Annotated in this window: 16 protein-coding genes and 4 tRNA genes; 4 read left to right on the forward strand and 16 right to left on the reverse strand. The window is 55.0% G+C overall.

Features of this window, described 5'->3' with window-relative positions:
• The 7 genes from uvrD to SBO83_RS19700 all read right to left on the reverse strand — a co-directional run bounded on the left by uvrD (position 1) and on the right by SBO83_RS19700 (position 8,399).
• Complete coding sequence (uvrD, locus tag SBO83_RS19670) at positions 1–2,166, reverse strand: DNA helicase II (protein WP_353504384.1); 2,166 nt, start codon at positions 2,164–2,166, stop codon at positions 1–3.
• A gap of 79 nt (positions 2,167–2,245) precedes the next feature.
• A complete protein-coding gene (gene yigB, locus SBO83_RS19675) occupies positions 2,246–2,962 on the reverse strand; it encodes a 5-amino-6-(5-phospho-D-ribitylamino)uracil phosphatase YigB (RefSeq protein WP_396132669.1) in 717 nt (238 codons plus the stop codon).
• Positions 2,962–3,876 (reverse strand): tyrosine recombinase XerC, encoded by a 915-nt coding sequence (xerC, locus tag SBO83_RS19680; RefSeq protein ID WP_396132670.1) that lies wholly within the window; start codon positions 3,874–3,876, stop codon positions 2,962–2,964. The genes yigB and xerC overlap by 1 nt, the downstream gene beginning before the upstream one ends.
• Positions 3,873–4,577 carry a DUF484 domain-containing protein gene (locus SBO83_RS19685; RefSeq protein WP_353504381.1) on the reverse strand — a complete coding sequence of 235 codons (705 nt, stop codon included), beginning with the start codon at positions 4,575–4,577 and terminating at the stop codon, positions 3,873–3,875. The genes xerC and SBO83_RS19685 overlap by 4 nt, the downstream gene beginning before the upstream one ends.
• The gene (gene dapF, locus SBO83_RS19690; RefSeq protein WP_396132671.1) at positions 4,574–5,398 is read right to left on the reverse strand and encodes a diaminopimelate epimerase; all 825 of its coding nucleotides are present in this window, start codon (positions 5,396–5,398) and stop codon (positions 4,574–4,576) included. The genes SBO83_RS19685 and dapF overlap by 4 nt, the downstream gene beginning before the upstream one ends.
• Before the next feature lie 102 nt (positions 5,399–5,500).
• Positions 5,501–5,704 (reverse strand): LPS translocon maturation chaperone LptM, encoded by a 204-nt coding sequence (gene lptM, locus SBO83_RS19695; protein WP_353504380.1) that lies wholly within the window; start codon positions 5,702–5,704, stop codon positions 5,501–5,503.
• 136 nt (positions 5,705–5,840) lie between these two features.
• Positions 5,841–8,399 carry a class I adenylate cyclase gene (locus SBO83_RS19700; protein WP_353504379.1) on the reverse strand — a complete coding sequence of 853 codons (2,559 nt, stop codon included), beginning with the start codon at positions 8,397–8,399 and terminating at the stop codon, positions 5,841–5,843.
• A gap of 374 nt (positions 8,400–8,773) precedes the next feature.
• Between SBO83_RS19700 and hemC the strand changes: the two genes are divergently transcribed.
• From hemC to hemY, 4 genes are read left to right on the forward strand one after another with little or no spacing between them, the layout of a single operon-like run.
• Positions 8,774–9,715 (forward strand): hydroxymethylbilane synthase, encoded by a 942-nt coding sequence (hemC, locus tag SBO83_RS19705; protein ID WP_396132672.1) that lies wholly within the window; start codon positions 8,774–8,776, stop codon positions 9,713–9,715.
• On the forward strand, positions 9,712–10,452 hold the full coding sequence (gene hemD / locus SBO83_RS19710; RefSeq protein WP_353504377.1) for a uroporphyrinogen-III synthase: 741 nt from the start codon (positions 9,712–9,714) through the stop codon (positions 10,450–10,452). Before hemC ends, hemD begins: the two co-directional genes overlap by 4 nt.
• A 22-nt stretch (positions 10,453–10,474) precedes the next feature.
• Entirely contained in the window at positions 10,475–11,656 is a 1,182-nt protein-coding gene (gene hemX / locus SBO83_RS19715; RefSeq protein ID WP_396132673.1) for a uroporphyrinogen-III C-methyltransferase, read from the forward strand.
• A gap of 3 nt (positions 11,657–11,659) precedes the next feature.
• Entirely contained in the window at positions 11,660–12,856 is a 1,197-nt protein-coding gene (gene hemY / locus SBO83_RS19720) for a protoheme IX biogenesis protein HemY (RefSeq protein WP_396132674.1), read from the forward strand.
• Positions 12,857–13,597: 741 nt separating this feature from the next.
• On the opposite strand, the gene SBO83_RS19725 is transcribed toward hemY, so the two are convergent.
• The 9 genes from SBO83_RS19725 to wzxE all read right to left on the reverse strand — a co-directional run bounded on the left by SBO83_RS19725 (position 13,598) and on the right by wzxE (position 20,311).
• A tRNA-Pro gene (locus SBO83_RS19725) sits at positions 13,598–13,674 on the reverse strand.
• A gap of 59 nt (positions 13,675–13,733) precedes the next feature.
• Positions 13,734–13,819: transfer RNA gene (locus SBO83_RS19730), tRNA-Leu, on the reverse strand.
• Positions 13,820–13,850: 31 nt separating this feature from the next.
• Positions 13,851–13,926, reverse strand: a tRNA-His gene (locus tag SBO83_RS19735).
• A gap of 71 nt (positions 13,927–13,997) precedes the next feature.
• Positions 13,998–14,074, reverse strand: a tRNA-Arg gene (locus SBO83_RS19740).
• A gap of 143 nt (positions 14,075–14,217) precedes the next feature.
• Positions 14,218–15,612 (reverse strand): bifunctional threonine/serine APC transporter ThrP, encoded by a 1,395-nt coding sequence (gene thrP / locus SBO83_RS19745; protein WP_396132675.1) that lies wholly within the window; start codon positions 15,610–15,612, stop codon positions 14,218–14,220.
• Positions 15,613–15,859: 247 nt separating this feature from the next.
• The gene (gene wecG / locus SBO83_RS19750) at positions 15,860–16,600 is read right to left on the reverse strand and encodes a lipopolysaccharide N-acetylmannosaminouronosyltransferase (RefSeq protein ID WP_396132676.1); all 741 of its coding nucleotides are present in this window, start codon (positions 16,598–16,600) and stop codon (positions 15,860–15,862) included.
• Positions 16,597–17,979, reverse strand: a complete 1,383-nt coding sequence (gene wzyE, locus SBO83_RS19755) for an ECA oligosaccharide polymerase (protein ID WP_396132677.1) — start codon at positions 17,977–17,979, stop codon at positions 16,597–16,599. The genes wecG and wzyE overlap by 4 nt, the downstream gene beginning before the upstream one ends.
• A complete protein-coding gene (locus SBO83_RS19760; protein ID WP_396132678.1) occupies positions 17,976–19,064 on the reverse strand; it encodes a TDP-N-acetylfucosamine:lipid II N-acetylfucosaminyltransferase in 1,089 nt (362 codons plus the stop codon). Before SBO83_RS19760 ends, wzyE begins: the two co-directional genes overlap by 4 nt.
• The gene (gene wzxE / locus SBO83_RS19765; RefSeq protein ID WP_396132679.1) at positions 19,061–20,311 is read right to left on the reverse strand and encodes a lipid III flippase WzxE; all 1,251 of its coding nucleotides are present in this window, start codon (positions 20,309–20,311) and stop codon (positions 19,061–19,063) included. Before wzxE ends, SBO83_RS19760 begins: the two co-directional genes overlap by 4 nt.
• Between the last annotated feature and the right edge of the window lies 1 nt (position 20,312).

Below are 20,312 nucleotides of genomic sequence, written 5' to 3' on the forward strand. Positions count from 1 at the left end.
TTAGCTTACTGCCTCTAACCTTGCGTAGGCCGCAACCAGCCACTTGATCCCTTCGCCGGGGAACGCGACCTGCAAGCGGCTGTGCTCGCCGCTGCCTTCCATGTTAACGATAGTGCCTTCGCCGAATTTCGGGTGCATTACGCGCTGGCCGAGTTTAAAGCCGGTATCGCTGGTGCTGACCGGCGTTCCCATGCGTTTATGGCTGACCGGGCGCGACACGCTGGCGCGCAGGCGAACTTCCTCGACGCAGTTTTCTGGCAGTTCGCCCACAAAGCGCGAAGGCCGGTGGAACACCTCTTTGCCGTACAGACGGCGCGTTTCAGCGTAAGTCAGCGTCAGCTTTTGCATGGCGCGGGTTACGCCGACATAGGCCAGACGGCGCTCTTCTTCCAGACGGCCACCCTCGTCGAGCGACATCTGGCTTGGGAACATGCCCTCTTCCATGCCGACGATAAACACCTGCGGGAACTCCAGACCTTTTGCCGAGTGCAGCGTCATCAGCTGCGTGGCGTCCTGATTGGCATCGGCCTGCCCCTCACCGGCTTCCAGCGCGGCGTGGGAGAGGAATGCCTGCAGCGGCATCAGGTCCTGATCTTCATCCTGATAGCTGAACTGGCGCGTCGCCGTCACCAGTTCCTCAAGGTTTTCAATTCGCGCTTGGCCTTTCTCGCCCTTCTCCTGCTCATACATCATGAACAGGCCGGAATCCTTAATCACGCGGTCAGTCTGCACGTGCAGCGGCATATCGGCAGTTTCATGGGCCAGTGCGTCAACCAGTTCGCAGAAACGTTGTAATGACGCCGCGGCGCGGCCCGCCAGCACTTTCTCTTGCAGCAGCACGCGGGTGGATTGCCACATGGTCAGCTGTCGGTCACGGGCAGTCTGGCGCACCACGTCCAGCGTGCGATCGCCAATGCCGCGCGTCGGCGTGTTGACCACGCGCTCAAAGGCGGCGTCGTCATTACGGTTTGCCATCAGGCGCAGATAGGCCAGCGCATCTTTGATTTCCTGACGCTCGAAGAATCGCTGCCCGCCGTAAATGCGGTAAGGCATGGCCATTTGCAGTAAAGCTTCTTCCAGCACGCGCGACTGGGCGTTGCTGCGATAGAGGATGGCGCAGTCTTTCAGCGCGCCGCCGTTGTCCTGCCACGTCTTGATACGGTTGACCACGAAGCGCGCTTCATCCAGCTCGTTAAAGGCGCAATAGAGGGAAATCGGCTCGCCCTCTGGGTCTTCGGTCCACAGATTTTTGCCCATTCGCCCGCTGTTGTTGGCAATCAGGGTGTTGGCCGCGGTCAGAATGTTGCTGGTGGAGCGATAGTTCTGCTCGAGGCGGATGGTGTGAGCATTAGGGAAATCTTTCAGGAAACGCTGAATGTTTTCGACCTGAGCGCCGCGCCAGCCGTAGATTGACTGGTCATCATCGCCAACGATCATCACATTGTTGTTATTGCCCGCCAGCAGGCGGATCCAGGCATATTGAATGCCGTTGGTGTCCTGAAACTCATCCACCATCAGGTTGGTAAAGCGTTCGCGGTAGTGCTGAAGAATGTGCGGCTTGTTGAGCCACAGCTCGTGGGCGCGCAGCAGCAGCTCGGCGAAGTCCACCAGCCCGGCGCGGTCACAGGCCTCTTGATAAGCCTGATAGATGCGCAACCAAGTGGCTTCCACAGGATTGTTGTACGTCTCGACGTGCTGCGGGCGCAAACCTTCGTCTTTTTTGGCGTTGATGTACCACATCGCCTGACGCGGCGGCCACTGTTTGTCATCAATATTTAATGCTTTAACGATGCGTTTCAGCAAACGCAGCTGGTCATCGCTGTCGAGGATTTGGAAGTCCTGCGGCAGATTGGCGTCCAGATGGTGGGCGCGCAGCAGGCGATGCGCCAGACCGTGGAAGGTGCCGATCCACATGCCGCCCTGACTGGTGCCAATCAGCTGATCGATACGATGACGCATTTCCGCCGCGGCTTTGTTGGTAAAAGTCACCGCCATGATGGAGTACGGCGAGCAGTTCTCTACCGACAAAAGCCAGGCAATGCGGTGTACCAGCACGCGGGTCTTGCCGCTGCCCGCTCCCGCCAGCACCAACAGATTGCTGCGCGGCGCGGCCACGGCTTCACGTTGTTTTTCATTTAAGCTGTCGAGCAGGTCAGAAACGTCCATAGGCACCGTAGGTCTGGATGAGAAAAGCATCCACTAAGGACGCTTTTCTACTGTGAATTTATACAGAGAATGACGGGGATTATAGCAATGCTGTCAGCGATGCCAACTGCGAAATCTCAATGTGAGGCAATAGACGGGCATCTTTGACCTGCATCAGATTGCCTTCGCGCAGGTTTATCCAGCAGGCCTGCATGCCGCAGCTTACTGAACCGGCGACATCGGTGGTCAGGTCATCGCCGACGTGCAGGAACTGCTCAAGGGGGATGCCGAGCTTCTCAGACGCCGTTTGGTACATGTCGACGTAAGGCTTGGCACGCCCGTCGGGGCCGCCGCGCAGGGTAAATTGGAAGTACTGCGATAGGCCACAGGCTTCTGGGTCGGCATTACCATTGGTGATCGCCACCAGCGGCCAGCGTTTGGCTAAGGCCGCCAGCGCATCGTGGTTTTCCTGCGGAACGGTGATTTGACTGCGCCAATGGGCGAAGTTTTCCATCGCCGCAAAGGAGCCTTCGCTGGCCTCGTTTTCGTTTAAGCCAGAACGCTTCATGGCGTGAAATACTGCCTGACGCCGCCACTCGGTAACATCGTGATAAATCTCGCCGTCCTGCTCCAGCAGCTCGGCGCGCACTTCGCGGATAAACTCGCTTTGCAGATTCGCCAGCGCGGGGTGATAGCCCTGAATAAATTTCAATGTTTCGACATCGGTGCGACGGATAACCGGATAATTGTCATAAAGCGTATCGTCTAAATCGAAGCTGATCGCCTCAATCCGGTTAAGCGGACGGTAAAACTTCATCAGGTTTTTCCTCGTTTAGCGCGTGGATGTGCGGCATCGTACACCGACGCCAGATGTTGGAAGTCGAGATGGGTATAGATTTGGGTGGTCGATAAATTCGCGTGGCCCAGCAGCTCCTGCACGGCGCGCAGATCCCCACTCGACTCCAGAACGTGCGTCGCAAAGGAGTGGCGCAGCTTGTGCGGATGAATATGGCTATTCACTCCCTGCTTAACGCCCCACTCGGCAAATCGCTTTTGTACATTGCGCGCCGAGATACGCTTGCCCTGGCTCGACAGGAATAAGGCGTCATCTTCCGGCCCAAACAGGTCGCGCAGCTCCAGCCAGTGCTCAATCCACGTCACCGCCGTGCGGCCTATCGGCACTTTGCGCTCTTTGCTGCCTTTCCCCACCACCCACACTTCGCCCGAGGCCAAATCCAGATGGCGCGTATTGACGCCAACCATTTCAGACAGACGCAGCCCCGCGCCGTACATCACTTCCAGCATGGCGCGGTCACGCACCGACAGCGGGTCGTTGAGGTCGATATCCAGCAATTTATTTACTTCATCGACGTCGATATTTTTCGGCAGATGCTTAGGCGCGCGCGGCGTGGCAATGCCTTTCGCCGGGTTGGCAGGCAAAGCGCCTTGAAACACTAACCAATCGAGGAAGCTGCGCAGCGCCGACATGCGTAGAGCCAAACTGGCGGCGCCAAGCCCGGCGCGTTTGCTGCGGGCCAATAACATGCGGACTTTGGGGGCATCCAACTGCTGCCAGTTGGCGATATTAATTTCACTTGCCATAGCCACCAGCGTTTCGAGCTGGCGTCCGTAGCTGGTTGAGGTGAGCGGACTGAGCTGGCGCTCAACCCGCAGATAACGCAAAAAAGCCTCGACTGCGGTATTCAGCGGCGAGTCAGTTTGCTGGCTCATGCCCGTTCTATCCAGCGTTCCAGCAAGCCCGGCAGCATTCGCGCTAACTGGTTGAGCATCACGGTGCCCATCCCCGGCTGATAATGTTGCGGGTCGCGGCTGCTGAAAATCAGCATGCCTAGCTCGCCTTGTTCCCCCATCAGGGAGAGCGCCACGGAGCCGACGGCTTTGGCCTGCGGCAATACCAGCAGCAGCTCGGGGCCATTCAGGCTGCCGAGGAAGTGGTGGGTATCGCCAAGGCGTTGAATACGCAGAGATTCAAAGGCGCTGCGGCTGAGCGCTAAATGGGTGAAGTCCGACGGCGCGCCAATGCGCCAGCTTTCGCTAAACAGACGCACATTGGCACCGGCGAGGCCCAGCCCGCGCGCCCAGCGTTGCAGGCGATTGAGCATATCTTGCAGACTGGTGGCTGCCGCGAGGGTGGCCTGCAGATCGATTAAGCGCCCGAACAGGGCTTCGTTTACCGAAGCCTGCTCCATCAATAAAGTGATCTCTTCTTCCAGTTGGCCGATGTGATGACGCTGACGCCCCAACTGCCATTCCACCAGGGAAACGCTGCCTTTAACCGGGTGCGGCACGTGCATCTGCTCGACGCTGCGCGCGTTACGGATAAAGAAATCGGGGTTTTGTAGCAAATACTGCATCACGCTTTCATCGTCTAGCTCGATGGCGGCGTCTAACTGGTCGTCAAGATTGTTCATAGATGAATAAATCCGTCGTATACGTGGGTGGCTGGCCCGGTCATATAAAGTGGATGACCCGGCCCTTTCCAGCGAATGTCGAGGCTGCCTCCCGGCAGTTCCACCTGAACTTCTTCAGCAAGTATGCCCTGCTGAATGCCGACGGCAACTGCCGCACAGGCGCCACTGCCGCAGGCCTGAGTTTCACCCGCGCCGCGCTCATAGACGCGCAGTTTGACCGAGTTACGGTCAATCACCTGCATAAAGCCGACGTTCACGCGCTCAGGGAAACGCTCGTGGCTTTCCAGCAGCGGTCCCAGCAGCTCAACGCTTGCCGTGGTGACATCTTCGACCTGCAACACGCAGTGCGGGTTGCCCATCGAGACCACGCCGCAGAATACCGTATGTTCTTCAGCGCGAAGAATATAGGTCTTTTCCTGCTTAGGCGCGCGGAACGGCACCTGCTGAGGTTCAAAAATCGGCTCGCCCATATTCACTTGTACCAGTTCGTCCTCGGTGACGGTTAATACCATACGACCGGTTTGCGTACTGACGCGAATATCACGTTTATTGGTTAAGCCTTTGATACGAACAAAGCGGGCAAAGCAGCGCGCGCCGTTACCACACTGGGCAACTTCGCTGCCATCCGCATTGAAAATACGGTAATGGAAATCTAGTTCGGGATCGTAAGGTGGCTCAACCACCAGCAGTTGGTCAAAACCAACGCCGCGAAAACGATCGGACAGACGACGGATCAATTCTGGAGAGAAATAAACGTTTTGAGTGACGGCATCGACGACCATAAAGTCGTTGCCCAGGCCGTGCATTTTGGAGAACTGCATATTTTACTCCGCTTACCGCTGGTCAAATCCAGTCGCAATGATCCCTTAATCTACTGTGTTTTCCGCTAAAAATCTTACCGGAAGCGCAATATGTTCACGCCGTTAGTCGCGCGTTCTTGTGCCGAGCTTTTCTGGTGAAACACCATTTTCTTGTGATGAACCATCGCCCGGCGTGCCTTTGACCTGACCGTTTTTATTGGTCGTCGAGCCATCGGCTGGCGGGAAATAGAGTGGGCCTTTTAGACCACAACCAGAGAGCGAAAAGAGTAATGTCGCGGCCAAAGACCAGCGTAAAGCGTTTTTCATTTTATGAATGCCTGTAATTCATGCGACCAAGCTCTCTATAATCGCAGGTGGATCATGAAAAGCAATAGGAATGACGATTTCGGGCCGCAGGTTTTAGTCGTTTGCTGCGAAGAAAGCCTATCTCCAACGGGAGAGATTAATGCAGCTGGAAGCGTTGGGGCACTTTTGCCGATTCAGGCGCGTTGTCGCCCACGGTGGCGCAAAGATGAGACAGCGGGTTGTTGCGGAATGGGATCACCTGCGTGCGATCATCAAGCGAAACAATCTGATAGAACTGCGGCAAGTTGAAATTGATAAAGCTCGAACCATAGGTAAAGCGGTCGTGGGAGGACGAGTAGAAGCGGCTCACGTCACGCACCAAATCCTCTTTACTGCCTTCACAGTGGTGGTAAACCTCAACGCGGTTGGCTTCATCCAGTATATAGATGTTGAAGCCCACCTCATCATTCCCCTCTTCAAAGAAGAACTGGATGATGCCTTCGCTGGCATAGCCATCAATCACCGCCGGAAGGTGCGCCTGGTCGGTCTGCACTTTGACAGACAGGCCGTGCAGTTTGTTATTGGAAATCGCGCCGTAGAACTCAATGGCGTTTTCCAGCTTCTGCACCGACACGCTCAGGCGTTCGAAGAATAATCCCCAGGTCTGGCCGGAAACGCGCACGGCTTTGAAACGGCCCGGCTCGAGGCGTTTGCTCGACAGGCGCAGCTCGATGCACTCAGACACCAGTTGCTGAATACGGGTGCGAATCAAACCGCGCAGATGCTGGCTGTAGCAGAACACTTCCACCGATTCTGGCGGCGCGGCGTCCTGATGCATTTTGCCCAGAATGGTTTTCAGCGCTTCCAGCACCGCCTGCTCGCCGCTGAAATGCAGAGTACGCACTTCATTCCACGAGTTACGGTAAAGCAGATCAATACTGCCCACCAGACACTGCTGTTGCTGGCCGAAGCTGAAAACGTCCAGCTTGCGGAAATCGAAATGCACCACCTGATTGCGGAAGGCCGCGGTCGGGTCATGCTCAAGATTCACGATAATGGCCAGATGGCGGATTTCACACGGGCTATAGAGCGCTTTTGGCGTCGGAGCAGGCAAACGCAGCGGGAAGTGGTGCGCCACGTCAGCCACCAGTTCACGTAACTTGGCGATATCGCACAAGTTGCCGCTCTTAATGTGCAGGCGCGTGGTCGGCGTCAGCAGGCCGTTGAAGTAGGCCCAGGCCACCAACTTGTTCAGATAACGGTTATATTCCAGCGGCTGATGGCTGACGATAGATTCCATCGACGGCGACTGGTTATACAGATACCAACCCGCGCGGTTCGCACGGCCAATTGGCACGTGGATGAAGGTCAGGTCGCTTTCTGATAAGTCAGGGGAGATCTGCGGGTTAACCAGCGTCACCTTGCCCGGCAGGGCTTCAAACGCGGCGTACAACTTACGGGTCAGCACGCCGATATCCTGCGGGCTGGCGCTGACGCTTAAGTTGTTGCGGCGAGCGAAACGAATCAGGTTACGGTAGCTCTGCATCATGGCGTCGAGCAGCTCGTTATGTGCTTCGCGGACGCGCTCGATTTTCCAATTTGCGCGGTTATCCAGAATCGCCAGACGCTCTTCGCTCCAGCCCCATTCGCTAACCAATTGGGTCAGGATTTCGCGACGCCAGCCCACGGAAGCGCGGGAGCGCGACAGCTTTTCGCACACTTTTAAGTAGAAGCAGCGGCGGACTAAATCGAGGCGAGTAGTGTCTTCAATCTGGGTGAGGTAGCGGGTTACGCGGTCGAGCATCATGCAGTAGGAGTCGAGGCCGAAACAGACGATTTCGCCCTGATGCAGACGCTGTTTGATGTCCATCGCCAACAGCTGGGTATTCGGGTACTCCCACGAATAGGCTTCTAGCAGCAGGGTTTTCAGCACCGCCTTGTACGGCGAATCGATACTTTTATAGAGCTGCCACAGACTGGCACCGAAATACTCTTCGGCAGACAGCGTGCTCAGGCCGCCGAGATCCAGCCATTCGTTTGGCGTCAGCGCGCCCTGCGCGTACAGCGACAGGACGTACTCGTCGTAATGCCCCTCTTCCTCGCCCGGCACCATATTCCACAGAATACGTTTCCCGGCCAGACGCACGGCAGTACGGTAGAATTCATCGAGCAGTAAGATGTGCTGGGTCGAGCCACAGTCTTCGCCGCCAAGGCTGCCACTCTCATTGTGGCGGAAGCGGTTCTCGTCGATCAGGAAGAAGCTCAGTTCCACGCCCAGCGACGCGGCCCATTTTTCCAATAGGCTGCATTTTTCCTGCAGGCGGTTGCGCTCTTCGTTGTCGAGCCAGGATTGGTGACACACCCAGATATCTAAGTCTGAGTTGTGACTTTGACCAATGGAGGAGGTGCTACCCATGGAGTAAACGCCGGTGATCGGCAGTTCGCCCTTGGCCATCTCATCAAGCGGGCTGCCCCATTTCTCTTGAAGATCAGCAAGATAGTCGTTTTGAGTATCATCAGGCGTGAAAATGCAGACGCCGTGAGGAACCTTACCCTCAAGGTATCCCGGCATCAAAGGATGATGGTGATGTAGTAAAACTGGCAGAAGACTGTAGACCTGTTGGAAAGCCGGCCCCATGGCCGCTAAGGCGCGATCTACGCGAAGTTGGTTGATCGCATCCAATCTCTGCTTCAATGTCTCGATATACAAGTACAAGACTTTTTCGCCTGATTTTCCAGTGTCTCGAAATAACCCCGTTCCAAAGCCGTCATTTGTCGAAAAGCAGAATTAGTTGACGGATAAATGCTGGAAACGTGATCAATTTAACACCTTGCCGATTGACCGTAAAGGAAGTAACGCACCACAATTATTCTTCTGCTACTATGCATTTTACTTCTTTAACACCTGCGTAACAATTCCCTTTTGTGCTGCTTTCTTTCCTTTATTACCTTTTAACAAAATCATGCAATTTACTGCCCGTTTGCAAATTATCGTCACAAAGCGATGGATGCTCGCGATGGCTTCTTACGCTGACAGCTTTCCTCTGTCGGTGGTAGGATGGTCAGCGAAATAGTAAAACGGTAACAAGCATGTTAGACAAAATCATTCGAATTGCCACCCGACAGAGCCCGCTGGCTCTGTGGCAGGCACAGTACGTTCAGAAGCAATTAATGGCTTGTCATCCCGGTTTGCAGGTCGAACTGGTTCCGATGGTCACCAAAGGCGACATCATTTTAGACACCCCGCTGGCGAAAGTGGGTGGTAAAGGTCTGTTTGTCAAAGAGCTGGAATTAGCCATGCTCGACGGCCGCGCTGATATCGCGGTTCACTCGATGAAAGACGTTCCGGTGGAATTCCCGGAAGGCTTAGGGCTGGTGACGATTTGCGAGCGCGATGACCCGCGCGACGCCTTCGTGTCCAACCATTATGCCAGCCTCGCCGACCTGCCAGAAGGCAGCGTCGTTGGCACCTCGAGCCTGCGCCGCCAGTGTCAGCTGCGCGAACAGCGCCCCGATTTAGTGATTCGCGATTTGCGCGGCAACGTCGGTACCCGTCTGGCGAAGCTCGATAACGGCGACTATGATGCGATTATTCTCGCCGTCGCTGGCCTGAATCGCCTTAATTTGCAAAACCGCGTGCGCACCGCGCTGACGCCGGAAGAGTGCTTGCCGGCCGTGGGCCAAGGCGCCGTGGGTATCGAATGCCGTCTTGATGACAGCGAAACCCGCGAACTGCTGGCTCCGCTGGCACACCGCGAAACCACGCTTCGCGTGCTGGCCGAACGTGCCATGAACACGCGGCTGGAAGGCGGATGTCAGGTGCCAATTGGCAGCTATGCGGAAATCGACGGCGACCAAATCTGGCTTCGCGCCCTGGTCGGCGCACCCGATGGCAGCCAAATGGTGCGTGGCGAACGGCGTGGCAACACGGCAGACGCCGAGCGCATGGGGGTTGATCTGGCCGAAGAGCTGCTGGCCAAGGGCGCCCGTGAAATTCTGCAGGAAGTCTATCAAGGTAACCCACCGAAATGAGTATATTGGTAACCCGCCCCTCTCCATCGGGAGAACTGTTGGTCAGTAGACTAAGAACGCTTGGTCGGGTTGCCTATCACTCACCTTTGATTGAATTTGCGCCGGGAAGGGAACTCGCGGTTCTGCCGAACCTGCTATCCTCTTTAAACCAGCATGACTTAGTGTTTGTGCTTTCCCAGCATGTTGTTAAGTACGCAGAACGTGCTTTACAGCAGGTAAATCAGCCATGGCCCGAGCACGTCAATTATTACGCGATTGGGCGCACCACCGGCCTGCTTTTCCATCGTGTGAGTAGCCTGCCGGTGATTTATCCACACGACGGCGAAACCAGCGAAGTGCTGCTCAACCTGCCAGATTTACAACATTTGGCGGGCAAAAAAGCGCTGATTTTGCGCGGCAATGGCGGACGTGAACTGCTGGCTGAAACGCTGCGGGAACGCGGCGTAGAAGTGACTTACTGTGAGTGTTATCAGCGCAGCCAGATTTATTACGATGGCAGCGAGCAAAGCTCGAGCTGGCAGCGCGCCGGTATCAATACGCTGGTGGTCACCAGTGGAGAAATGTTAGAACAGCTTTATACGTTAGTTCCTGATTACTATCGCCAATCTTGGCTACTACGCTGTAGCCTGATAGTGGTCAGTGAACGCTTAGCGACCCTCGCCCGCCAGTATGGCTGGCAGGATATTCGGGTCGCCGAAAACGCAGATAATGATGCGCTAATTCGTGCATTAAAATAACCTGACTAAGGGATGTGCCAAGATGACGGAACAAAAAAATCCTTCCGCACAGGATGACATGATCACCCCTGCGGCTGAGAGCCCCCAACAGCCAGATGTTGATCACCGTGAAAAAAAACAAGATATTCAGTTAGATCAGCAAAATGAGCAGCTGAATGCTTTGCGTAAAAAACAGCGCACGGCGCCAGTTTTGGGTGCTATCGCCATCGTCTTGGTGATTGCGCTGGGAGCCGGTCTTTATTATCACGGACACACTCAGGGACTGAAGCAGACGGCGGCAGTTGATGAGCTACAAGACCAACTTATCGCTTTGCAGAAAACCCAGCAGCAGGACAAGCAGCAAATTGCCGACCTGCTCAGCCAACAGGACAAATCGCAGCAGACCAGCGAGCGACAGCAAGCCTCTTTCAGCCGCCAGTTGAACGAGTTGCAGGATAAAGTTGCCAGCATTTCCGGCAGCGATGCCAAAACCTGGCTGCTGGCTCAGGCCGACTTCCTGGTGAAGCTGGCCGGCCGTAAGCTGTGGAGCGACCAAGACGTCACCACCGCCGCCGCGCTGCTAAAAAGCGCCGACGCCAGTCTGGCCGACATGAATGACCCAAGCCTGATTGAGGTGCGTCGCGCGCTGAATGAGGATGTGTCCAGCCTGTCGGCGGTCACTCAGGTCGACTTCGACGGCATCATTCTAAAGACTAATCAGCTGACGAATCAGGTAGATAACCTGCGTCTGGCCGACAACGACAGCGATGAAGCGCCGATGGATGACGACGGCACCAGCCTGTCCAGCTCCCTCAGCGAATGGCGTCAGAACCTCACCAAGAGCTGGCATAACTTTATGTCAGATTTCATCACCATTCGCCGCCGCGATAGCAGCGCAGAGCCTCTGCTGGCGCCGAATCAAGATGTCTATCTGCGCGAGAATATCCGCTCCAAGCTGCTGATTGCCGCCCAGGCCGTGCCGCGCCATCAGGATGAGATCTACAAACAGTCGCTTGAATCCGTTTCCACCTGGGTTCGCGCCTACTTTGATACCAGCGACCCGGCAACCAAAGCTTTCCTTGAAGATGTGGACAACCTGAGCCAGCAGTCTATTTCGATGGACGTCCCGGACCAGCTGAAAAGCCAGCCGATGCTGGAAAAACTGATGCAAACCCGGGTGCGTAATCTGCTTCAGCAGCCCGCAGCCTCTACTCAGGGGGAATAACGCATGCTAAAGGTTTTAGTGTTATTCCTGATTATCATCGCCGGGATTGTGGTCGGCCCGATGCTCGCAGGGCATCAGGGTTATGTGTTGATCCAAACCGACAACTACAACGTTGAAACCAGCGTTACCGGCTTGGTTATCATGTTCGTGGTGCTGATGCTGGTTCTGTTCTTCATTGAATGGATCCTGCGCCGCGTGTTCCGCACCGGCGCACGCACTCGCGGCTGGTTCGCCGGGCGTAAAAGCTCTAAGGCGCGTAAACAGACGCAGGCTGCCATGTTAAAACTGGCGGAAGGCGACCATCGTCAGATGGAAAAATTGTTGGCGCGCAATGCTGACCACGCCGATCAGCCGGTAGTGAACTACCTTCTGGCGGCGGAAGCGGCGCAGCAGCGCGGCGATGATATTCGCACCAATCAGTATCTGGAACGTGCGGCCGAACTCGCCGATATCGACCAGATGCCGGTGGATATCACCCGCGTGCGTATTCAGCTGGCGCAGGGAGAGATCCACGCGGCGCGCCACGGCGTGGATCGCCTGATTGGTCAGTCTCCGCGCCATCCGGAAATCCTGCGTCTGGCCGAGCAGGCCTATTTGCGCACCGGGGCTTATGCCTCATTGCTTGAGATTTTGCCGTCGATGGCAAAAGCGGGCGTGCATGACGATGAAGAGCTGCGCGTGCTGCAAGAACAGGCTTATATCGGCTTGATGAATCAAATCATGGCCGAGGAAGGCAGCGACGGACTGAAACGTTGGTGGAAAGACCAGAGCCGCAAAACTCGCCATGAAGTGGCCTTGCAGGTCGCCATGGCGGCGCATCTGATTGAATGCAACGATCAGGACTTAGCGCAGGAAGTTATTCTGGACGGCATAAAGCGCCAATATGATGAACGTTTGGTCGCCATGATGCCAAAACTGCGTTCAGGTAATCCTGAACAGCTGGAGAAGGCGCTGCGTCAAATCATCAAGCAAAATGGCTCAACCGCGTTGCTGAGCAGCACGCTGGGGCAGCTGTTGATGAAACACGGCGAGTGGGCGCAGGCGGCGGAGTCCTTCCGTGAAGCACTCAAACAGCGCCCGGACGCTTACGACTACGCATGGCTGGCGGATGCTCTGGATAAGCTCCACAAACCGGCAGAGGCCGCAGAAATGCGCCACAAAGGCTTGATGCTGACACTGAACAACTCGCAAGAGCAGTAAGCTTCGAGCGGCTAGAAATACTTATTGCAGAAAGGCTCCTTCGGGGGCCTTTTTTATTGCTATCAATAAGATACGAGTTACCAGTGATTCGGGTAAGGGAGTGCAGCCAACGCCTCTGCGGCTTGAAGGATGACGAGTATTTAGGCAAAAAAAAACACTTGCCGATAGGCAAGTGCATAAAACAATCAGGTCTAAGACAACAGGGGAGTGCCTCACTCAACGTTTTGCCTGCTGGTTGATAAATGCCTGATGAGAGGCGCTTATCGGTCAGATTGACAATAGGCACTATAAAGTGGCTCTGCGTCATTCCCAGTTTTATGAAGCCCTAAGGCAAACATAGGAGGTGGAATGAGCATCTACGAAGATATTATTGCAGATAGCGTGCCACAATTCTAAAAATCATCCTGTATTGAGCCAATAAATATTTATCTTTATGATTTTAAATGAATTTAATAGAAATAAATTTCCTCATTCCCTTGTGCGCTGAACCTGCCCCTAGGCTAATCCCCGACTTAACTGAAATAAGTGTTGCTGGCAAACGACACCCTTCTCAAGTGCTCTATAAGACCATTAATTTCAATGGATTAAGTGTCACCTGATAGCGACAGGCCAAAACAGAGATGTTGCCGAAGGACGACAGGGGCTGAAAAGAGAGCTAAATAAGGATAAAGCGGGAGAGAAAGAACCTTTCATAAACTCCAGACGAAAAAAAACCTGCTTTAAAAAGCAGGTTTCTTAAATTGGTCGGCGAGAGAGGATTCGAACCTCCGACCCACTGGTCCCAAACCAGTTGCGCTACCAAGCTGCGCTACTCGCCGATGTCGTGCATCTTACTACTTTTTAATGCTAACAGCATCATTTAAATGCGTTTTGTGTGTGGTGCGAAGGGAGGGACTCGAACCCTCACATCCTAAGGACACTAACACCTGAAGCTAGCGCGTCTACCAATTCCGCCACCATCGCATGTCACATTCACAAAATCATTTAAAAAATTTGGGGTGGCTAATGGGACTCGAACCCACGACAACTGGAATCACAATCCAGGGCTCTACCAACTGAGCTATAGCCACCATTTCAAACTCTTCCACACGTGAACTGTTCAACATCAAACAGTACCACCGCAACTCTAGCGCAAACTTAATGGTGCGCCCGACAGGATTCGAACCTGAGACCTCTGCCTCCGGAGGGCAGCGCTCTATCCAGCTGAGCTACGGGCGCTTAGCGCCGTTGCGGGTGGGGATACTACGGTTTTAATGCCACCCTGTCTAGTGCTTTTTATTGGAAAAGTTGCGTTTGATTGCTCTTTGTCCAATACGCATTAAAAGTAGGCGTCTTACCTTCCCCACCCATGACTTACGACGTTATTTTACGCTTTCTGCCGGTAGAGATGCTCGCTTGTGCATCCCCAGCCCGAAGTATATCAAGCTGATCGCCGCGATGAAAATACCGCCTACCAGCAAAGATACCCGCGTATCGGGGTTTATCGCCATTCCGACCAGCACGCAGGCCAAAAATGCCAGCGTCAGATAGTTGACGTAAGGGAACAGTATCGATTTAAACGGATGGTCTTTCAGCTTCTCTTTGTGCGCCTCGCGAAAACGCAGCTGGCTGACCAATACCACAAACCACGGCACCATGCCCGGCAGCACGCTGGCGCTGTAGACATACACAAACACTTTCTCTGGGTTGGGAATGACGTAATTCAGGCATGACCCTACCACCAGCACCGCGATAGACACTGTGATGCCATGCACCGGCACGCCGCTTTTCGACACTTTCCCCAGAAACGCCGGAACCTGACGATTCTTCGACAGCGCGTAGAGCATGCGCCCGCAGCTGTACATCCCGCTGTTACACCCCGACAGCGCCGCCGTCAGCACCACAAAGTTAATAATCCCCGCCGCCGCCGTGATACCGATTTTGGCGAAGGTCAGCACAAACGGGCTACCGTGGGTGCCCATCTCATTCCACGGGAAGATAGTGATGATGACGAAGATTGCGCCGACGTAGAAAATCAGGATACGCCACAGGATGTTATTGATGGCGCGCTTTAGCGTCACCTGCGGGTTCTTGGCCTCACCGGCAGTGATACCCACCAGCTCGACACCCTGATAGGACGCCACCACGATACACAGGGCGAACAGGAAGCCTTTCCAGCCGCCGGCAAAGAAACCGCCGTGAGCCGTCAGGTTGCCAAAGCCAATGGGCTGGCCATGGTTGCCGAAGCCAAAGAAAATCACCGCCAGCCCCACCACGATCATCACAATAATGGTGGTGATTTTGATCAGCGCGAACCAGAACTCAAACTCGCCGTAGAGCTTAACCGCCGCCAGATTGGCCGCAGCGACGATAGCCACGGCGGCAATCGCCGGTATCCACTGGGGTAAGTCTGGGAACCAATATTGCGCATAAACGCCAATGGCCGTGATTTCAGAGATGCCCACCGCTATCCACATGAACCAGTAGCTCCACGCGGTCAGATAGCCATAGTAAGGCCCGAGATACTTATGCGCATAAACTGCAAAGGAACCGGCGACCGGCTCGAGATGCAGCATTTCGCCCATCGCGCGCATGATGAAGAAGACGAACACCCCGGCCAGAATATAAGCCAGTAAAACCGAAGGTCCTGCCCATTTCAGCGTACTCGCCGCCCCCATAAACAGACCCACGCCGATTGTCCCGCCCAGGGCAATCAGCTCTATATGACGGGCTTCTAGCCCTCGGTGTAGACCACCTTTTTCCTCGTTACTTGCCATAAATCCTCAATGTTATCGTTATTGTGTTTGCCTTCCGGATTGCCCGGAATGTTATTTTTATAGTCTGCTTTTCCCGCTCGGGAGTTAAAACGGGCAGTATGGTTTCGCATTTTGTGATCAGTTGCAAACCACGAATTGAGAAGCTGCGCCTCGGTTGACAACGGGCGCTGCAATAATCGGCAAATGGCCAGGAAAAACGAGAGGTGGCGCGCCGCGATAGTGAAAAAACCGCGACGCAAAGCGGGAATTAGAGCTGGTTGGTGTAGTGGTAGCGCAGATATTTGAGCAGTTTTAATTGGCGGCCCAGTCGGCTTGGCTGGCGAATCAGGCGATACAGCCACTCAAGGCCGAGCTTTTGCCAGACTTTCGGCGCGCGCTTCACATGGCCGGTGAACACATCGTAAGTGCCGCCAATCCCCATATATAAGGCCTGATGGTGAACAAGCTGGCAGTCGCGCATCAAGATCTCTTGCTTTGGCGACCCCATCGCCACGGTGACAATTGCCGGCTGTAACGCTTTCACCTGTTCCAACAGCGATTCGCGCTGCTGCGGCGTAAAATAGCCATCCTGGCTGCCCACAATGTTGACGTTCCACTGCGCCCGCAGCTTGGCTTTGGTCTGCTCCAGCACCTCGGGCTTGCCGCCAATCAAAAATACCGGCGTTCCCTCCTGCCCGGCGCGCTGCATTAATCCTTCCCACAGGTCGGCTCCTGCGATACGCGAAACCTTGGCTGCAGGGTATTTCCGACGAATAGAACGCACAATGCTGACGCCATCGGCATATTTGTAATCCGCCTGATTAATCAGCTCGGCGATGTCGGGGCGGCTTTCCATGGTCAGCACTTTTTCGGCGTTAATCGCCACCAGAGAGCCAGTTTTCAGCTGCGGACCGTCGAACAGGTAATTGATAAAGTGGTCCATATCGTAAAAGCCGCATAAATTTATGCCGCGAATGGAATACGTTGGGATGTTGTTATTTGAAATCATGAATATTCCTGCGACGACGCGGGCGTCGTTGGGTTCCCTGTAGTTGAAGCATGGTCAAGCACGCGGCGTGGGCGGATAAGTCCGATGGCATCAAACATCCAGTAGAGTAATTTCGCCACCACCAGACAAAGCCCGAAAATCATGCAGAAAAACACCACGCGGGAGAAGAAAGAGTCCACCCCTTCGCGCGCCAGCACGATCATATTGAATACCGCGCCGAAACAAAAGCTTTGCAGAATGGCGGCTTTGTAGGGGTTAGTCTCGGCCTTGCCCAACTCATAGAGCCAGTCGAACCATTTGATGATTAACCCCACCACCACCGCGCCGAGGGGGATAAACCACACACCGCCCATCACCACCAGCGAGCCGATTAGGGTCGGTGAAATCGCCAAACCAGAGTGGTTATTCAGCACGTCCCAGGTGAAGTAGTTGGCCGAGTTCAGCACCACCGCCGGGCGTTCCGGCCACAGCCAGCTTGGGATAAACACGTAAAAGTCGCGCACAATCGGCGCCAGCCCCTGAAAACTGATTTTGTCGTAGTTTTGCAGCAGCAGCCCGAGGTTTTCCCAAGGGGAGAAGGTGTCGCGAGTCAGATAGAGGAAAGTGTAGAACGCCTCGGGGCCATTTACATTCATGCCATAGCGTTTTAGCGCCAGCCAGAACATGCCGACCACCGCCATCACGCCCGCCGTCGCCAGCATCCACAGGGAAATCCAGCCGCGCACAATACCAATAAACAAGAATAAGGCGAAGGCGATGATAATGTTGGCCCGCGTGCCGCCAACAATCACATAGGTGAGCAGCCCAAAGGCCACGGTGCTGACCAAGAAGAACAGCCAGCTGCGGCTGTTTTGGCGCAGAAAATAGACCACCAGCATGGCGGGAATAAAGAAGTAGAAGAAGCGTTTTAACGCCACACCCGACACTTCGCTGGAGAAGATCTGGCTGTAAGACTTAAGCTTAAACAGCAGAAAACCGTTGTGCAGGAAGAAGATAGACACCGTCACGATAGCCACCAGCGCCAGTAGCAGCCACGTCAGGTGGGTTTCCACCCGATTCATGGTGAAAATCGGCACGCGGGGCTTGTCAGACCGCGCCCTGAGACGCGTTTTATAGCAGACGTAGTAAATGCCGTAGAAGCAGGTGGCCGCCAGCATAGCTTGCAGCAGATTCTCGACCGGCACCACTTTGACATCAAAACGAAACACCAACAGGCAGGTCAGCGGGAAGCCGAAATAGAATGTCAGCAGATAGAGCATGGAAAAGAAGACATTGAAGTTAAATCTGACGCGGCGAAACTCTTTGTATGTCAGCGTCAGAATAAAAATCAGAGAGAGCGCGTAAACCAGGCTCAGACCGCCAAACTGGGTCAGCGTCATGATGCCGCTCCGCCCGTTACCAGCTCGATTGCCTGCTGCCAGCCCGCAATGTAGTTCGGGTTGAAGAAGTCGATATTCTGCCGATCGGCGCTGAGTAATTGGCGGCGGGCCTCGGCCACTGTCGCGCTATCCAAGGTATCGCCGTAAAACAGCACCGGCAGGTGTTGCTCCGCCAGATCCTGCCAGAACGGGTTTTTACGGCTGACCACAAAAGGCACGCCGAACTGAATCAGCAGGCAAAGAGTGCCAATCGCCTGTTGGCGGTCGAAAATGAAATAGCCCAGCGAGCAGCGACGCAGCAGGTTGAGATAGGCATCAAAGGGCATGGCGTCGGTCAGTAACTCAACATTCTCTGCCGGGAATAAACCCAGCGCGGCGGCTCTAACCTGTTCAATGTATTGCTGATTATCCGCCGGATAGCCCATGGGGATAATCACCTTAATCTCCGCGCCAAACTGCTGATGCAGCGAATTCAGTGCTTCAATGTGGCGATTACTGCGATCGCCGGAGTTGCCCACCAGCACGGTCATTGGCCCGGACGGTGCAGGCTGTTCGGCTGGCTGGGTCAGCGCCGGGTCCATGCGCGTCGGGAAATAGAGCAGCGATGAGGCCACCCGAGGATGCCGCTGGTGGTAGTGATTCAGGTCGCCGCGAGTGCCAAACACGTGGCCAATCCGCCCCTGAGCCAAACGGCGCAGTAGATAGAACAGGCGGAATTTCAGGCTGCCGGAGGCTTCATAGAGGTCCGCGCCCCAGATATGCCAGCACACCTGACGCGCTTTTATTTTGCCGCCCAGCAGCGCCAGCCACAGCGTCGGGTTGAACTGCCCGTGCAGGAAGAACTTCTGCTGACGGTTAGCCTGCGCTTGGGCAATCACCGCCTGCGCCAGCGCTTTCTTATCCTGATAGACCTCGATATTCAGCCGGGTAAACTCGCCAAAGGCTGATTTATCGGCGGCCACCACCATAAAGCGTCGAACCTGCTCCGGCGGCAATTGCTCCGCCAGCACGTCATTGAAGAAGCGCAAAACGGTAAGATTATGGTGCGGGATATCAGATCCCAAAACGTGAATCAGCGTCGTCATGCTCGTCTACGGTAAATAACAAAAACGATGCTGCACAGGGCGAAATAGACAATGTAAGTCGCCATGTAGGCCTGCGCAGCGCCAAGAGAACCCTTTAATGGGATGAGCCAGTGGGAGAAAGCCGTTAGCAGCGCGAACTGGCTAATCTCGGTCAATATATAAAAGCGCAATGAGGCTTTGGCAATCACCAGATAGCCAAACACATAGGAGCCGACTTTGAGCACATCGCCGACCAACTGCCAGGCGAACAGGTCGCGCATGGCGGTGAACTGGTGAGAGAACAGCAGCCAAATCGCGAAATCACGCAGTAGCCAAACCATAAAGCTGGCACAGGCCACGGCGGGAATAACAAACTTCAGCGATTTAACAATTTCGTGGGAAATCGCCTCTTTATCCGTCAGTCGCGACAGCGTCGGCAACAGATAGACGCTAAAAGAGGCGGTGATGAACTGCAAATAGGCGTCTGAAATGCTGCTCACGCCCTGCCAAATCCCCACCTCATCCCAACTGTAATATTTCGCCAGCAGGTTTCGCATCATCACATAAGCCACCGGCAAGGTCACTGAGGTGATGAGGGCCATCAGGGTAAATTTGCCCAGATGGCTGGCAATAGCGCGATCAAAACCTACACGCAGGAAGTGCAGTGGAAAAGGCTTGCGCCGCCAGAGCATCACTCCGGCAGGCAGCACCACCAGAGCCGGCACCAACGCCAACCCCGCCAACGCGCCTTCATAGCCACCGAGCTTGAAGCAGAGTAAATAGGCCAGCAGGCCAATCAGGCTGCCGCCGATCACCGCCAGCGCATTCCCCCGCGCGTCCCGATAACCTTTCAGAATGGCTTGGAAGTAGTTGGCGTAAGCGATGCCCATCTGGATAAAAGCCACGGCGCGCACTACCGATTGATACCTGTCGTGACCAAAAAGCCCGATGCTTATTGGCGCGGCGGCCAGCAGAAACACCAAGGCCAGCGCGGTAGAGAAAAACAGGATCAGGCTGGAAGCCGTGCCCAGTACCGCCTTTAAGCGCGCAGGGTCATGCTGGTGCTCTGCGACATACTTGGTGACGCCGTTGAAAATCCCAGCCCCGGACAGCACGCCGAGCACCGTTACCATTTGGCGGAAATTCCCCGCCTGCCCCACGCCGCTCGGGCCGTAGGCCACCGCCAGCAGCTTGACCACCAGCAGGCCCGCCGCAATTTTTATCAGCGTCGAGCCAGCCGTCCATACCGATGCTTTTGCCAGTGACATA

This window comes from Ewingella allii (assembly GCF_044430645.1).
GTDB classification, from domain to species: Bacteria; Pseudomonadota; Gammaproteobacteria; order Enterobacterales; family Enterobacteriaceae; genus Ewingella; species Ewingella allii.

Coding starts and splice junctions, on each gene's coding strand:
- uvrD (WP_353504384.1), bottom strand. CDS start 2,166: ATGGACGTTTCTGACCTGCTCGACAGCTTAAATGAAAAACAACGTGAA.
- yigB (WP_396132669.1), bottom strand. CDS start 2,962: ATGAAGTTTTACCGTCCGCTTAACCGGATTGAGGCGATCAGCTTCGAT.
- xerC (WP_396132670.1), bottom strand. CDS start 3,876: ATGAGCCAGCAAACTGACTCGCCGCTGAATACCGCAGTCGAGGCTTTT.
- SBO83_RS19685 (WP_353504381.1), bottom strand. CDS start 4,577: ATGAACAATCTTGACGACCAGTTAGACGCCGCCATCGAGCTAGACGAT.
- dapF (WP_396132671.1), bottom strand. CDS start 5,398: ATGCAGTTCTCCAAAATGCACGGCCTGGGCAACGACTTTATGGTCGTC.
- lptM (WP_353504380.1), bottom strand. CDS start 5,704: ATGAAAAACGCTTTACGCTGGTCTTTGGCCGCGACATTACTCTTTTCG.
- hemC (WP_396132672.1), top strand. CDS start 8,774: ATGTTAGACAAAATCATTCGAATTGCCACCCGACAGAGCCCGCTGGCT.
- hemD (WP_353504377.1), top strand. CDS start 9,712: ATGAGTATATTGGTAACCCGCCCCTCTCCATCGGGAGAACTGTTGGTC.
- hemX (WP_396132673.1), top strand. CDS start 10,475: ATGACGGAACAAAAAAATCCTTCCGCACAGGATGACATGATCACCCCT.
- hemY (WP_396132674.1), top strand. CDS start 11,660: ATGCTAAAGGTTTTAGTGTTATTCCTGATTATCATCGCCGGGATTGTG.
- thrP (WP_396132675.1), bottom strand. CDS start 15,612: ATGGCAAGTAACGAGGAAAAAGGTGGTCTACACCGAGGGCTAGAAGCC.
- wecG (WP_396132676.1), bottom strand. CDS start 16,600: ATGATTTCAAATAACAACATCCCAACGTATTCCATTCGCGGCATAAAT.
- wzyE (WP_396132677.1), bottom strand. CDS start 17,979: ATGACGCTGACCCAGTTTGGCGGTCTGAGCCTGGTTTACGCGCTCTCT.
- SBO83_RS19760 (WP_396132678.1), bottom strand. CDS start 19,064: ATGACGACGCTGATTCACGTTTTGGGATCTGATATCCCGCACCATAAT.
- wzxE (WP_396132679.1), bottom strand. CDS start 20,311: ATGTCACTGGCAAAAGCATCGGTATGGACGGCTGGCTCGACGCTGATA.